Annotated in this window: 14 protein-coding genes and 1 CRISPR repeat array; all 14 genes read right to left on the bottom strand. The window is 65.2% G+C overall.

What is annotated here, in order from left to right; all coding sequences use genetic code 11:
• Positions 1-217: 217 nt before the first annotated feature.
• Positions 218-1,048: a sugar phosphate isomerase/epimerase family protein gene (locus BKX93_RS19965; RefSeq protein ID WP_070981039.1), complete on the bottom strand. Its 831-nt coding sequence runs from the start codon at positions 1,046-1,048 to the stop codon at positions 218-220.
• Positions 1,049-1,816, bottom strand: a complete 768-nt coding sequence (locus BKX93_RS19960; protein ID WP_070981038.1) for an SDR family NAD(P)-dependent oxidoreductase — start codon at positions 1,814-1,816, stop codon at positions 1,049-1,051.
• Positions 1,813-2,979 (bottom strand): alcohol dehydrogenase catalytic domain-containing protein, encoded by a 1,167-nt coding sequence (locus BKX93_RS19955; protein ID WP_070981037.1) that lies wholly within the window; start codon positions 2,977-2,979, stop codon positions 1,813-1,815. Before BKX93_RS19955 ends, BKX93_RS19960 begins: the two co-directional genes overlap by 4 nt.
• On the bottom strand, positions 2,969-4,036 hold the full coding sequence (locus tag BKX93_RS19950; protein WP_052717587.1) for an ROK family protein: 1,068 nt from the start codon (positions 4,034-4,036) through the stop codon (positions 2,969-2,971). The genes BKX93_RS19955 and BKX93_RS19950 overlap by 11 nt, the downstream gene beginning before the upstream one ends.
• Positions 4,037-4,057: 21 nt before the next feature.
• Positions 4,058-5,284 (bottom strand): sedoheptulose 7-phosphate cyclase, encoded by a 1,227-nt coding sequence (locus tag BKX93_RS19945; RefSeq protein ID WP_083340706.1) that lies wholly within the window; start codon positions 5,282-5,284, stop codon positions 4,058-4,060.
• Positions 5,285-6,302: 1,018 nt separating this feature from the next.
• Positions 6,303-6,611: a hypothetical protein gene (locus BKX93_RS19940; protein WP_052717586.1), complete on the bottom strand. Its 309-nt coding sequence runs from the start codon at positions 6,609-6,611 to the stop codon at positions 6,303-6,305.
• Positions 6,612-6,613: 2 nt separating this feature from the next.
• Entirely contained in the window at positions 6,614-7,072 is a 459-nt protein-coding gene (locus BKX93_RS19935; protein ID WP_046158994.1) for a hypothetical protein, read from the bottom strand.
• A gap of 200 nt (positions 7,073-7,272) precedes the next feature.
• The gene (locus BKX93_RS19930) at positions 7,273-7,599 is read right to left on the bottom strand and encodes a RebB family R body protein (protein WP_070981036.1); all 327 of its coding nucleotides are present in this window, start codon (positions 7,597-7,599) and stop codon (positions 7,273-7,275) included.
• A 197-nt stretch (positions 7,600-7,796) separates the two neighbouring features.
• A complete protein-coding gene (locus BKX93_RS19925; protein WP_046168135.1) occupies positions 7,797-9,275 on the bottom strand; it encodes an acyl-CoA-binding protein in 1,479 nt (492 codons plus the stop codon).
• A complete protein-coding gene (locus tag BKX93_RS19920; RefSeq protein ID WP_186009451.1) occupies positions 9,268-10,542 on the bottom strand; it encodes an MASE1 domain-containing protein in 1,275 nt (424 codons plus the stop codon). Before BKX93_RS19920 ends, BKX93_RS19925 begins: the two co-directional genes overlap by 8 nt.
• Before the next feature lie 182 nt (positions 10,543-10,724).
• Positions 10,725-11,974: a CRISPR direct-repeat array (repeat unit 29 nt; unit sequence CGGTTCATCCCCACGCACGTGGGGAACAG).
• Positions 11,975-12,075: 101 nt separating this feature from the next.
• Complete coding sequence (gene cas2e, locus BKX93_RS19915) at positions 12,076-12,378, bottom strand: type I-E CRISPR-associated endoribonuclease Cas2e (protein ID WP_046159000.1); 303 nt, start codon at positions 12,376-12,378, stop codon at positions 12,076-12,078.
• Positions 12,359-13,276 carry a type I-E CRISPR-associated endonuclease Cas1e gene (cas1e, locus tag BKX93_RS19910; protein ID WP_070981032.1) on the bottom strand — a complete coding sequence of 306 codons (918 nt, stop codon included), beginning with the start codon at positions 13,274-13,276 and terminating at the stop codon, positions 12,359-12,361. The genes cas2e and cas1e overlap by 20 nt, the downstream gene beginning before the upstream one ends.
• Positions 13,273-13,977, bottom strand: a complete 705-nt coding sequence (gene cas6e / locus BKX93_RS19905) for a type I-E CRISPR-associated protein Cas6/Cse3/CasE (RefSeq protein WP_070981031.1) — start codon at positions 13,975-13,977, stop codon at positions 13,273-13,275. The genes cas1e and cas6e overlap by 4 nt, the downstream gene beginning before the upstream one ends.
• Positions 13,974-14,735, bottom strand: a complete 762-nt coding sequence (gene cas5e / locus BKX93_RS19900) for a type I-E CRISPR-associated protein Cas5/CasD (protein ID WP_046168838.1) — start codon at positions 14,733-14,735, stop codon at positions 13,974-13,976. Before cas5e ends, cas6e begins: the two co-directional genes overlap by 4 nt.

Raw genomic sequence — 14,735 nt, 5'->3', positions numbered from 1 at the left:
ACTTGAACAAACCCGCCGTACTGGATAGTGCAGACAGCGATGCTTATTGATTTTAAAAGCACAAATAAACCGTGAAATATAACAGCTCAGACCACGTATGACATCAACAATCTTAATGGCATTTTATTACCATATCAGCACAAATTGCCTCGCCGGTTCCCCCGCCCCCATGTCGAACGGCGGCGCATCCGCGCGCCAGTCATGATGTTTGCCAATTTCAGCCTTGCGCTTCATTAAGTTCGAGGGAAGGGAGCCGCAGCGCCCTTAGCCATGCAAGGTCATCCCGCAATAGATCCCAGCCGCCTCTACCGCGATAATCGTTTTCCAGGACATGCAGCCGGCCATCGGAATGACTCAGCCTCTCCAGCGTGGCGGCTACGTCGCCATCCCCACGCCCCAGCGCGGCAGGAGCGCCGGCCAGCCCGTCCTTGACATGAATCTGCCGATGAATCCGGCCAGACAGCGCCTCCATCCAGGCCTGCAAATCGATGCCCGCCCGAACCGGGTTGTACGTATCCAGCACCAGCCACAGTCCTGGATGATTCGCCAGTTCCAGCAAACGCTGGACCTGCCGCGGCGCCAAAACGTTTTCGCTGGCGATGGCGACGCCGCTGCCCTCGGCCAAACGGCAGGCCCACCCCAACAGCTCGGCGCTGCGGCTCAGCGCGCCTTCATCCCGGATTTCGCTCAAACGGAAACTGGGTAGAAACATCAGCGGCATGGAGAGCGCCGTAGCCGTAGCCAGCGCGTCTTCCACGGTCCGCCGAGCCAGGACGCCCGCAGCGGAGTTCCTTGCCGCATGCAGGCCGATGTCGTTCAAAGCATTGACCGCCAATCCCGCCAGGCCGACCCCATGCTCGGAGCTTGCCGCCTGAACCGCCTCCAACCGGCCAGGCTCATCCAACCGCGGCGCACGGCCCGGCCCGCCAAAATCCAGCTGCAGCCACTCCGCGCCGCACCAGGCGGCCAAACGCACCGCATCGGGGCCGGACAACGGCAAGCGCCAGTCGGCCAGCGCGACCTCGCGTCCGCGCTTGACAGCCCCCACTCAAACGCTCCGACGGCTTTGGGATACCGGAGGGGCCAGAGAGACCGGCTCAGCTTCCCCCTCCGCCGTCACCACCAAACTCTGGCCGTGCAATCCCTCCCCCCGGCTCCTGACCAACTCGACCGCGATCCTCCCAAAGCTCGATGGCTGCATATAGCTGGAATAATCGAAATCATCCGGTCGGCGGCGGCGGATGCCGGCAGTGTCCACCATGCCGGACGGCAGCAATTGCACGATGCGCACCGCGGGTTCGGCGCTTTCCTCGGCGATGGACTGAAGCAGACTGCTGGCGGCGGCCTTGGTCGCCGCATAGCCGGAGCGCTCAGGGCCCGCGTTGTACACCACCTCGGAAGAGATGCCGACGAACAACGCCGGCGAACGTCGGCTCAACGCAGGCAACGTGCCTTGCAAGGTCAGCCAAAGCCCGTGCAGATTGACGTCCAGCTGCCTGCGCCACTCCAGCTCAGTCACCGATAGAAACGGCGCGCGGCCGGCGCCATAGTGGATGGCGGAGTAGAACACCGCGTCCAGCGTCGCGCCGTGGCGGCCGACTGCCTCGGCAAGCTGATTGCGGCTCTCCTCCGGCTGAGTCAGATCCATCGGCGCCCAGACAAGGCGGGGGGAAGATTCCAGCCCTTCCGGCCGGGAACGGCTGAAAATCACTACCTTGCGCCCGTCGGCCAGCAACGCATCGGCGATGCCGCGGCCGATGCCGGTGGAACCGCCGACGACAAATACCGTGGAGTCGGCTTTCAGTGATTCGGTCATGACTGTGTTTCCGATGAGAGTGATAAAAGTGATGCCGCTCCGCGCGGCGGCTTGGCCGCTTCTGGGAAGCGGATGCCTACCTTGATGAAGCGGCGGCCTCTATATTCGCGGCGGCGCGTCAACCAGTAGCCGTCCATCAACGCGGCAGCCTCGGGCAGATCCAACAGGTGGGTGACCAGTGTCCCGTAACGGCATGGATGCTGAGCCAACTCGCGCGCGGCCGCCTGCAACATGCGGTTAGGCGCGCCTCGGTGCCCGAACAGGGTCAAGCGCTTGCCATGCGATGACACGGTTTCGCAATAAGCGCCGTCCCGTGGCCGGCCGCCGCAGTTGCCGTGGCGGACAGCAGCCAGATCCGCAATCTCCGGGAGGGCATCCAGCCGGGATTCGGCTGGCACCCCGCCCATCAGATCGACGATGCCTCCTCCAGCCAGGCGCGGCACCGCATCCGCCAAACAGGCCAGCGTCGCCCGTCTGGGCGTGGCCAGCAACGCCATCGCGCACTCGCCGCATTGCTCCCCATCCAATCCTTCGAACAGCATCCGGCGCTCCGCCGGCATGCCGTTGTCCACGCTCCAACGCATGCCTTCGCTGCGGTGATGGATCATGATCCTGTCAGTCGCCGCTGGCAGATGCGACCGCGCCGCCAGCAGGGCCAAATGGCCGACCACGCCGTCGCCGTAGATCAGCAGCGGACCCGGGGGGGCCTTGCGCGCCATCAGTTCGAACGCGTACAGCACGCAGGCCAGCGGCTCGATCAACGGCGCCAGCCGCAACGGCAACTCGACCGGCAACGGCAGCACCAGTCCAGCCGCGACCATCCCGGCGGAAATGACAAGCCGTTGCTGGAACACGCCGTCCTGAATGTGCCCGATCAGCGAGCCGGGATCATCCGGGTTCGTGGGATTGAGCATGACCAGCGTCCCTTCGGCCAAGCCCGCCGGAACGCCGGCCCCGGCGGCGACCACTCGGGCCACGGCCTCATGCCCCAGCACCGCCGCCGGATCATCGCGCTCGCCTAGCAGTATTTGCAGATCGGTTCCGCACAAGCCGGACACCAGCGGCGCCAACAGCAGCTCTCCGGGCTCGGGAAGCGGCGTCGGCCTGCTGACCAAGGACGCGCCGCCCGATCCGCGGATGATGGCCAGATGCTCACGCGGCATGAAGCGCCTCCGGCCTCAGGCCATGCAGGCCCGCCCCGAGCAGGCCGCTGGTCTGCCCAGGCTGCGCAAGGTGGATGCGGCGCGAGAAATAGTCCGGATCGAAACCGCTGCTCAGATAAACGCCTTGCTCCCGCAAATGCCCCAGCAACGCTTCCCGATAATGTTCGCCCAATCCCGCGCATACGCCGCCCGCCAACGCGATGCGGTCCAGCTCGGGATCCAGCGTCAGCGCGCACCGCAACCATGCCGCCATGGGCCGGGTGGCCAAGCGCAGCAGCAACATGGCGAAGGTGTCGCGCTGCTCCACCGCGCCGGCGAGCGCCTCCTCCTCGGACAAGCCTTGTTTACGCAAGCGCCGGTAGTCGGACTCCTGCCACATGCCTTCCTCTTCGCCTCTCAGCCAAGCGGTCAGGGCGGCGATGCCCCTCCCCGAGCTGTAAGCCGCCAGATGGCCTGCGCCGCCGCAGTCGCATGCCAGCTCCACCGGCCTCCCCTGGTAGCTCAGTTGAACCGGCAGATGACCCACTTCGCCCTGCAGCCCAAACTCATCCAGCGGGATGGAGCGGCTTCGCATGTCCAGCACCCTGCAGGCTATGCCTGTGCTCACCGTCACCAGCATCACCTTGCGCGCCTGGCTCTGCGGCAGCGAATCGGCATATGCCAGCAAGGCCGCGCTGACATCGTTCAAAACGGTCCAGCGCAGCGACGGCGCGCGTTCGGCCAACGCGGCGCGCGGATCAAAGCGCTGGGAATACTCTCCCCATAACGGCCCCGAACCGTAAACCTCTCCGGTCAGCCCATTCATCGCCGCGCCCAGCGAAAGGCTGGCCAGGCTGGCGCCATGGCGCGCGGCCAGCTCCTCGGCGGTTTCCGCCAGATAATCGAGCAAGGCGCCGCGCAAGCCCTCTCCATCCAGCTCCGGCGCGCTGCGAAAACTGATGGCCGGCCTGCTGCGCACATCCGTCAGCGCCCCCTCGCGATAAACGCCGGCCCTAAAACGCGTGCCGCCGATATCGAAGACGATGACGGCCTCATGCGGCGCGGGCCGGCGATTCATGGTAGCCAAAGCCATCGCGCGTCAACCGTCCACCGTTTCGGCCGCGAACACGCCCGCCGCGGGGTGCGTCCGCAAGTAATCGATGGCCGATGCCAGCTCGCGCTCTTCCAGATCATTGACAAAAGTGGCCTGACCGATGCCTCGCGTCAGCGGAACCCGCTGCAGACCATCGCGATGCTTGATGGTGTCTTGCAACGCGCCGACCACCAGCTCGGTGGTGAACGTGGGATGGAAAATCGGCAGGCCCGCGCGGGCGATCAGCTCGATGGCTCGTTCGGCCTCGGCACGATCCAGCAGCCCACGTCCCAGCGCCAATGCCACCGACAGCGCCATGTCCACCGCCACCGCCTCGCCATGCAACAGTTCGGGGTCGGCGCGCAACTCCAGCGAAGGGCTAAAGGTATGGCCATAGTCCACCGACCGCTCCAGCGTGTCCTCCCACAGATTGGGCTCCAGTTCGGCCAGCATGCCGGCGATCGCCCGGGACAGGATTTCGCTGACCTTTGGATGATTGGTGGCGAAGGTGTCCGCGTCGAGCTGGCCGGCCATTTCTTCCAGCAACTCGAACAGCGCCCGGTCCTTGATCAGCGCCATCTTGATGATTTCCGACACGCCGTTGGCGATGTGCCGTTGCTCCAGCGTCTGCAGGAAGACCGGGTCGATGTAGGCCGCCTCCGGCGCGCAGTAAGTGCCCAGCCGGTTCTTGTGATAGCCGTGGTTGACGCCGGTCTTGATGCCGATGCCGGCGTCGATCTGTCCCATCAGGGTGGTGGGAACGCGGATATAGGGGATGCCGCGGCGGTACAGGCTGGCGGCGAAACCGACGATGTCCATCAGGACGCCGCCCCCGATGACGATCACCACCTCGTTGCGGCGCAGCAGTCCGGCCGCGGTCATCGCTTCCGACACCTCCAGCGCCTGCTCCATGGTTTTGGACGATTCGTGCCCGCGCATGATCTTCCACTCGGCCACGATGTTCCAAGCGTCGAAATAAGCCTGGATCTTGTCGCCATACAGCTCATGCACCACGGCGTCGATCACCACCAGCCGGCGCACCGGCCGCGCGCCGCCGGCGCCGCAACCATGGGCCAGCGTAGCATTGGACGGCTCGAACAGGCCGCGGCTGAGGGTGACGTTGTACTTGATTGCCTGCACCGCGCTGACGCGCCAGTTCAGGTCGGGATGTTTGGTCAGGCTCTCGGCGAGAGAAAGCGTCCTGAGGTTTTCGATGGCAGACAGGTGTTCCATGGTTTGCTCCTGATAGCAGAATGAAAGGCAGTCCATAAATGGTTGAATGCCAGATCGCATGCTTTTCCACGCATCCCCAGCATTGCCGCTCGGCCGAGGTCCAGATCGCGTCGACGATTTCGCAGCCACGCAGGCCATCCGTGAAATCGGGCGCCGGCAACCCGCAAATTTTCAAAACATTGGCGAAATGGCGCGCGCCCCAACCGCATGGCTCGGTAGCCGGACAAAGGAGACTCGCCCGCGCCGTCAAAGAACAGCACTCCGTGGCCACGCTCCCGGCGGAAGAAGATCGCGCCTCACTCGCCGGACGCCATGTATAAAGACATCGTTCTTGCACCCGCGCCGCGTCAGCGCCGACACGCTCCCCATCTCCCCGGCGGTAAAGAGCGCCGGCGCGATGATGCGCGCGCCCATCCAGCCCAACCGATGCGAAGAAATGGTGGCGTCGGGGTCCATGACGGGGCCTTCTATGGCAACTTCATAGTCCAATAAATGACAAATGAATCATAAACCATGACAATAATGTCAATGTCAATATCTTTTAGCCACATCCTGTTTTCATAACAAATATTTCATCCAACCTCTCAGAGGCCCGTCCCAGGCTAGCTACGCCCAACAGCCAGCGCCGTCGTAAATCATCCGGGTCAACGCCCAAATCCGCTTGGGGATCGACGAAGGCATTAAGCTATACGCCCCCGCCGAACCGGCGCGGCACAGCGACCGCCTCCAGGCGGTCAAGCGAACAAGACGGGGAAATGCAACGCGAAAAGGTTGGGACAAGCCGAGGGAGCGGGACGACAGCCATGCCGCCATAACAGCAGAATTGATGATGTCATGCGGGATATTGCAGAACGCCGGCTGCGCGCCGGCCGAGGCGGAGACGATGCGGGAATCGACTACTCTGCGCGAAGCGCTTGCGGCGCCAGGGCCGGATAGCGCGCTCTGCGCCAGAAACAGGGCGGCCCAGAAAAACCGCCGGGCCTGCCCATAAGCGCCTGACGCCCGGCCGCGCGGCTGGCTAAACGAACAAGAACCACAGCAGCAGGCCCAGGCCCGCCGCCACGGTGCAACCCGCCAGCAGCTTCATCGGAACATCGCCGCCCAGCCTGTCAGCCGCGCCTGCGCGGGAGAAGGCCAGTCCCAACAGGAAAAACACCGCCAGGTCAAACAATCCGTGCGTGGTCCAGTGGTGGCCGGTCAGCGACGCCATCCAGCCATTCAACGCCGGCAGGCTATCCTTCAGCCAGGCCAATGCGGTGTTGAACAGGATGGCGACGCAGGCCGACAGCGCGAAGCCGCCGGCGTAACGGTTCAGAGCCTTGTCCATCGCTAGCCTCCATGCTGCAGCAATGCCGCCTTGACGCCGAAGCTGATGATCGCTCCGCCGCCCTCCACCGCGAACGCGGTCAGCGCCAGCAAAGCCGCGGTCGCCGCCGTCATCCGCCGCGCCGCGGCGTTCTCATGCAGACGCCCGGCAGCGGCGATGGGCAGGTAAAACGCCAGGATCAATACGATGAAGAACAGATGCTCCTTGGTCTCCATCACCAGATTGTGCGCGTAGGGCAGCGGGCCTTTCAGGATCAGCGCCTTGTCGTGTCCGTAGAAATGGACATACCAGTAGCCGCCCAATATCCAGGACAGGCCGATGCACAACGCCGTCGCCCGCGACGCCAGCCTGATCCGCGCCGCGTTGCCCTCCGACGCGTTCAGGGTTTCCACCAGCACCCACACCGCCGCGATGATGCCCAGCGCGCCGAAAGTCGGGTGCGACAACAACAGATAGTCCATGCTCCGCCTCCTCCGCTTGCGCCGCCCCGTCCCGGACAGGCCGCCGCCCCAATATAGGCAATGGCGGAGGCCGTCGCCCACGCCGAAAAGACCAGGCTTGATCAGAAACAAGTCATCTGCGCCGCAATCGTTTCCTGACAAATAAACAACGAGATAGGAGCATTATCAGCCGCTGCGGCGCGCTGCCGGACGCAAGCTTGCTATCGATCGCGGAAGCTCTGCAGCACCGTCAACAAGCTGGTCAGATTATCGGCGACGCCTAGCTGGCTCGCCCGCTCGGCAAAACCCGTGCCCACCATGGTATCCACGCTGTAGATCTGCATCGCGCCGATGTTGGACACCGACTGGGCAAGCGTGGTCATCTGTTGCTGCGAGGAGACGGCATTCTCGAACAGGATGCCGCTGGAGTGGGCCATCGTCTGGTAGATCGAGCCCATCGCCATGGCGGGCGATTCGCCCAGCACCTTGACGTTGGACTGGGTGACGGCATCGGTGATCTGGCTGTTGACTGGGGTGGGAAAGGCCATATTGCGTCTCCTGCATTGTCCGCAGATTCAGACTGGCAGTCGGGGGAGAATGCTTCAATCAGTGACAGTACTTACCGCGGTGAACGGTAGCCCGCAACGCGTCCTGGCAAACCCGCCGGCACAAGCCCCCGCGCGGAATCTAGAAGCCCGGAGGCGGTCCTGGGATGCCCTCTCCGCCAGCGGGGAAGACAATCCGATCACGCCTCCTGGCTCTCCGCATCTTTCAAGCGGTTCACCAGCGCCACATAATCGCTCATCGCCTGCTCGCGGCTCATGCCGCGCCTGGCGGTCCAGGCGTCGTGCTTGGCCCGCCCCACCATGTCCATGATGCTAGGCCGCTCTCCCGCGGCGTCGCCCTGCGAGCCCTGCTTGTACAGGGCGTACATCGCCAACAAGGTGGCGTTGTCCGGCGCTTTTCGCAGCGTGCGCGACAAGGCGGCGGCGGCCTCGAACGCCTTTTCCTGCTCGCTGGGCCCGTCCGGCAACGGCTCGCCGCCGAAATGGCTGTCTTCGGCGTCCAGATCGTCCGGAAACCACCTGGCCTCCAACAGCTTGCCCTTGCGCATCTGCACAGCCAGCACCCCGGGCGAGGCCAGGCCGCGATGCAGCAGCGTGGCCGGCTGCACCGCCATGCCGGCATTGATCACCGCCGCGCCGAAGGCGGAAAAGCTCGCGCCCTCGTCCGTCCACTTCCGCAGCCGCCGCAGGCCCTTGCTCCCGGGAAACGCGCCGCTGCCGCGGTTGCGCCCCGGCTGCAGCCAGGCGAAATCCGGAATGCCCAAGCGGTACAGTCCGGCGAAGTCGCCCTGCTCCAGCGCGCGCCGCGCCGAGGCCAGCAGCTCGGCCATCTCCGCCGGCGCCATCGCCGGGTCGACCATATTCATGCCGAAGCCGCCCGCGGCATTGGCATTGAAAAATTCCAGCACATGCTTGCCGACGATTTCCCTGTCGTTGTCCACGCACACCATGTGGTAGCTGTCCTCCAGCACCACCATGCGCGCCTGGCCGGCCCGCTTGCCGCTGCCGATGCGCTCCACCAGAAAATGCGCGGAGCGCAGACTGGTCAGCTCGTCCTCGCGCGCGTGCACCACCAGCGTCGGGCAGGCGATCTGGTCCAAATCCCGAATCACCGCGGCGCGCAGCCGATCCACCTCGCGGATGCAGGCCAGCGGCACCCAGCCGTAATGGAAATTCTCGCCGCGCTCGAACTTGGCCTTGACGATGGCCCGCAGCTGCTCGTTCTTGATGCCGTAGGGTTCCTCCTCCGTCACCTTCATCCGCTCCGGCAGTCCGGGAATCCGATACAACAAGGGCCGCAGGCCCCGATACCAGGGCGTGGCCCAACCGTCGATGTACACCGGCGGGGCCAGCGCCACCAGCCTGCCCTTGGCGTGACGCTCCAGCTTGGCCACCTCCAGCGCCAGCAAGGCGCCCATGCACATGCCCATCACGTGCAGCACCTCATGCTGGCCGACGATTTCGCGGTACTTGGCGCGCGCCGCCTCCAGCCATGCCTCCATCTTGACGCCGGACAAATCCTCCGGCCGCGTGCCATGGCCGGGCAGCGTCAGCGCATGGGTGACGAAGCCGGCGTTCTTCAGCCGCTTGTGCATGGAGCCCAGGTCGTATTGCGTGCCGCCCAGGCCATGGATCAGGAACACGCCGGGCTCAGCCATTGTCGTTCTCCAGAGGCTCCGGCCTCAGCATGCCCACCACCATTTCCACTTCGTCGTCCGCGCCGCGCACGCAGGCCAGACGCTCCCGCACCCGCAGCCGCTCCCCGTCCGCCTGCACCACGGTGTAGCTTTGCTCGCTGGCCCAGGTCTCGCCGCTGGCCACGCTGCTCCACGTCGCCTCCACCAGGCCGCGCTCGTCCGGCTCGATCCGCTCCAGCCATTCATCCAGGCTGGAGATGCGCGCGACGTCCTCGCCCAGCACCTTGTCCGCCCCCATGCCCCAGGTGGCGTGCCCGGTGGCCGCGTCGTACTCCACCGTCGCCACGCCCACCTCGCGCATGATGCGCTCGTAGCGCAAGCGCCAGGCCTGGGCATCAACCAACGCCTGGCGGCGGCCATCCGACAGCGCCCTCACCGCGATCATCACCGCGGCCCAGATCGTCACGAAGCCCTGCACCTCGATCACCGCCTCGCCGGAAAACCCCTCCGCCACAGCGAACGGCCCGCCGCCATGGGCGGTTCGCCCAATGATCAGCAAGCCGCCCAGCAACAGGGCGACGGCGCCGCCGCGCGCCCCCCACAAGGCGGCGGCGATCAGCAGGAAAGGCATGGGAAGATAGGCCAGCGTGGCGGCCACCTGGCCGTAACGCTCGCCGCTGCGATCGATGAAAACCAGCGCCACCGCGCATAGAAACAGCAAAAAAGCCGCGCCGCCTCCCAGAAACTGCATCATCGGCATGCCGCCCGACAGCTGCAGATGAAAGCCCCGAAACGCGGTCACCACCGGCGTCAGCAGCAGGATGCCCACCATGGTGGACAACACCCACGCCACGCCCTCCAGCGTCAGGTTCAGGCCGGGCCGCTGCCATTGCCACAAGGCCATGGCCAACGCGCCGCCCAGGCAGGACGCCAGCGCCGCACCGCACAGGAACAGAGCCATGCCGGCCGGAGTGTCCGGATCGTTGCGCCCCAGGCTGGCCACCCAGCAGCCCATGGCGCCGCTGACCGCCTCGATGCTGGCGAAAGCCGCCGCGCCCACCGGATTCAGGCCATGCGCCGCCATGCCCCAGATCATCGACGCCAGCCACACGCCGGCAAGAATGGCCGGCCAGCGCCAACGGGGAGAGATCAGCAGCGCGGAAAAAGTCACCCCGCTGCCCAGCCAAACCGGCATGGTTTCCGTGACGGAACTGGCCAGCGATCTGGAAACAACGGCCACCGCGAGAAACAGCGCGGCAACCAGCAAACCCGTTCTCAACTGCTGCATGGCGACTCCTCTAGCTTCAACCATTGCAGCATAGGAAGCGCCACCCAAGCGCCGCAAGCAGGGAACGGAATTGCATGGCAAACGGCTTCCCGCGTGAAAGACATAGACGGATTGCAAGATAACAGCGCATCCCTGCGGGAGTGGAAATAGCTCTTTCAAGCAATCCCAACCCCATCCCATCACGGTTCATCCCCACGCACGTGGGGAACAGCTGGACGCCGCCGGTGTCGGCAACGGCTGGGGCGGTTCATCCCCACGCACGTGGGGAACAGATTGGCTATCTCCTGCGCCATGGCGTTTTGGTCGGTTCATCCCCACGCACGTGGGGAACAGATCTGCTCCGGCGTTGCGCCGGCCAGGGCCTGCGGTTCATCCCCACGCACGTGGGGAACAGGGCGCGCGAGGTGGCGGCGTGAATAAACTCGACGGTTCATCCCCACGCACGTGGGGAACAGTGGCGCTTCGGCGCCGCGTTGCGGTTCGCCACCGGTTCATTCCCACGCACGTGGGGAACAGCTACCCCGGCCATCCAAGAGCCTGACCACGCGCGGTTCATCCCCACGCACGTGGGGAACAGCAGTAGCAGGTCGATTCCTCCATCCGCGCCGCCGGTTCATCCCCACGCACGTGGGGAACAGCTGGCCTCCAGTTGCTGGAGTGTCGGTCTTCGCGGTTCATCCCCACGCACGTGGGGAACAGGCTTTCAGGTCGGTCAGTTGGGTGCCGAGATTCGGTTCATCCCCACGCACGTGGGGAACAGGAGGCCACGCCAAAACCGAATATATGAAGCAGCGGTTCATCCCCACGCACGTGGGGAACAGGCCGGACGATGGCCAGGTCATCGAGACGCCGCGCGGTTCATCCCCACGCACGTGGGGAACAGGGCCGGCTGCATGGCCTCGGCTACCAAATGCACGGTTCATCCCCACGCACGTGGGGAACAGATGCGGCATCCGGGGCGGCCTCAATCGCCTGCCGGTTCATCCCCACGCACGTGGGGAACAGTAGCCTCAGCAATCCCAGAAGACAGGGAAGCACGGTTCATCCCCACGCACGTGGGGAACAGCCGAGCTTTTTCCTGAAATCCTCCCAAACCTGCGGTTCATCCCCACGCACGTGGGGAACAGGCCAATCTGCAGGCCCATTTCCCCGCCACGGACGGTTCATCCCCACGCACGTGGGGAACAGGCCGGCTCCCAAACCTGCTACGTAGGTGCCGACGGTTCATCCCCACGCACGTGGGGAACAGATATTACTGATTTATATGCATTTGCCGGTAGACGGTTCATCCCCACGCACGTGGGGAACAGGTTATTGGATTTTTCAGCCGCAGCCACGCATGCGGTTCATCCCCACGCACGTGGGGAACAGCTGCGCCCGGCGGCGGTTTACTAGAAAGGCTTCGGTTCATCCCCACGCACGTGGGGAACAGACCAATCGCAAGCAATTGATTTTGCAAAATAAAAACACCACCTAAAAATCTACCGATTTTCGAAGAGCCAAATCGCCCCCTGAAGCAAAGCGATCCACATGCTATTCACGGGTCTCTTCCGGTACCGGAGGCGGCAGAAAAGACACCAACTTCGCGCCGTCGAACTCGGCCGGCATGCGGCGGTTGGCCCCAAGCGTGACGAAGTCGAAGCCGGCCTCGGTGGCGGCTTGCCAAGCCATCACCGCGTTGCCGTCTTCCAACCCCTCCTCCACCTGCTGCCACAGGTAGTCGCGGATCTTGCGGTTGTAGTTGCCCACGTAAACGCCGGCGCGGATTTCAAGCAGCCAGATCGCCATCCGGCCACGCAGCCGGGGCGGCGCGTTCTCAAGCACGATGACCAGCATCGCCCAGTCCCTCGTCTTCCGGAAACGCCGCGCCCACCACGCCCTGCTCCTCCGGTTTGTCCAAACCGCCGGCGTTCAGCATCGTTTCGATGTCCGGGATGATGCGCTCCAGCAGCCGGGTCTTGCGGAACATGTCGCGGCAACGCTGGCGCACCTCGCGCTCCACGTTATGCACCGGCTTGGCGGCGACGGCGAAGGCTACCGGCACCACGGTTTCGAATTTGTAAACGTCGGCCACGTCGTAGACGAATGACAGCGGCTTGCCGCTGTGGATGAAGCCGATGGCCGGCGCGTAGCCGGCCGCCAGCACCGCGGCCTCGGTCACGCCGTACAGGCAGGCGGTGGCGGCGGACAGGCAACGGTTGGGGATGTCGGCCTGGTCCCAGTCTTCGCTGTCGTAGTTGCGCGCCTGCCATTTGACGCCGTACTGCTGCGCCAGCTGCTGGTACATGGCCCGCACCCGCGCGCCTTCGATGCCGCGCAGCTGCTCCACGCTGCGCTTTTGCGGCGGCTCGTCGCCGAAGCGGCGGCGGTACATCTCGCGCACCACCTTCAGCCGCGCGTCCTCGTCCAGCGCCAGCCGCGCCTGGTACAGCAGCCGGTCGGCGCGCGCGCCGCCGGGCTGGCCGGCCGAATACAGCCTCACCCCGGCCTCGCCCACCCACACCAGCAAAGTGCCCACCTGGGCAGCCAGCTTGCAGGCGGCGTGCGACGCCCGCACGCCCGGCTCCAGCATCAAGCAGGCCACGCCGCCCACCGGGATGTGGGTGCGCACGCCGGTGGCGTCCACCGCGACGAAAGCGCCGTCCAGCACATCCAGCTGGCAGCGCTCGACAAACAAAACAGAAAGCCGCTCCTTGATCGGGAGCGGCTTCAGAGGCGGCAGCAATTGGCTCATGGCAGGCGTTTCACCAACAGCAGGCCGCAACCAAAGCCCAAGGCATGGCCCAGGCTGGAATGCGGCGCGACGGCGGGCTGCCCCAACAGCGCCTGCGCCAGCTTGTCTCCATCAGCCACCCTGGCCATGCCCTGATAGTCGATGGAGGAGAAGCGCATCCGGCGCCCCTTGCTGTGCAGCACATGCTGAAAATAAGCGTCCACCTGCACTTCGTCGACATCGATTTCCAGCCCCCAGGCCGCGGCGCGGCGGGTGAGCCAGTCCAACGCGGCGCCGGTCATCGCCGCCTGGGTGTCTCCCGGCGACAAGCCTTTTGCTCTCGCCTCGGTTTTGGCCGCCATCATCACATCGTGGCGCTGGCTGCGCTGCCCCTTCTCCTTGGGTCTGGCCACCACCGGGTTGGCGCGCAGGCTGAAATGCACCCATTCACCGGCGTCCAACTCTGGCCGGTAAGGTTTGCTTTCCACCCTCACCGCCGAATGCCAGGCCTGCGGCGGACGCTGCGACAGCAGGTAGTACAGCAGATGCCCGTTGGCGCCCTGCTCCGCGCGGAACAGGAAATCGCGCTTGGCGTCCGGCGCGTCCGGAAACAGCTTCCACATCAAGCGGTGGTCGCGATAGGCGTTGCCGGCGATCATCACGTCCGATTCGCAGACCGCCGCAGACGCCGGAACCGTGATGCGGGACAGATAATGGCTCATTGCCTGCCTCCCGCCAGATAGGCCAGCTCCCGCCGCGGCTCGAACTGCCAGCGTCGGCGCGACAGCGGCTGGTCGTGCCGCGTCAGTTGCAAAGTGGCGTCCATGCCGATATCGGCCATCGCCTCGTCCCAGAAGTAACGCGCCTGTCTGTCCTTATCCAGATCGATATCGATCGACAACGACTCGTCGTCATCAAGATCGACGCCCGGCACAAACGGCTCATCGTCGCGGCTGTCCAGCGCCTGCTTCAGCGTGTCGAAACCGCCCAGCCTTGGGTCCAAGGGCAGCGCCAGCGGGCAGGACTTGCGGCCAAGGTAAGGCATGAACACCGGAGAGCGCAGCGCATCCGCCAGCGCGGCCAGGCCATGCGGCGCGTCCGGCGCGGCCACCACCGCCACCACGCTCAGGCTGTCGCTGCGGTATTCGCGGCTGGTAAGGATGGTGTTCAGCTTTGCCTTGTCGCGCATTTCCTGCCGGCGGGTGCGGTAGGCGAACTTCTTGGGGATGTCCGGCCACTGCACGGTGTGGTAGTCGCGCAGCGGCATGCCGGCGGCGATCAGCTTGACGCCGAAGCGGTAGCCGCGGCCCAGCGCCTGCTGGCCGGCCTCGTCGTCCCGCCTCACGCCCAGCGCCGCGCCCAGCAAGCCCAGCAGGGCTGAACGCGACGGGTGGTCGGCGCTGACGCGCTGCTCGCCCACCGCCAATTCGCCCCAGCTGGCCATGGGGCCATACAGCCGGAAAACCAGATACTCGCGCAT

The sequence above is a fragment of the Chromobacterium vaccinii genome (genome assembly GCF_001855275.1).
Taxonomy (GTDB): Bacteria; Pseudomonadota; Gammaproteobacteria; order Burkholderiales; family Chromobacteriaceae; genus Chromobacterium; species Chromobacterium vaccinii.
This window is presented reverse-complemented; position numbering and strand designations above follow the sequence as displayed.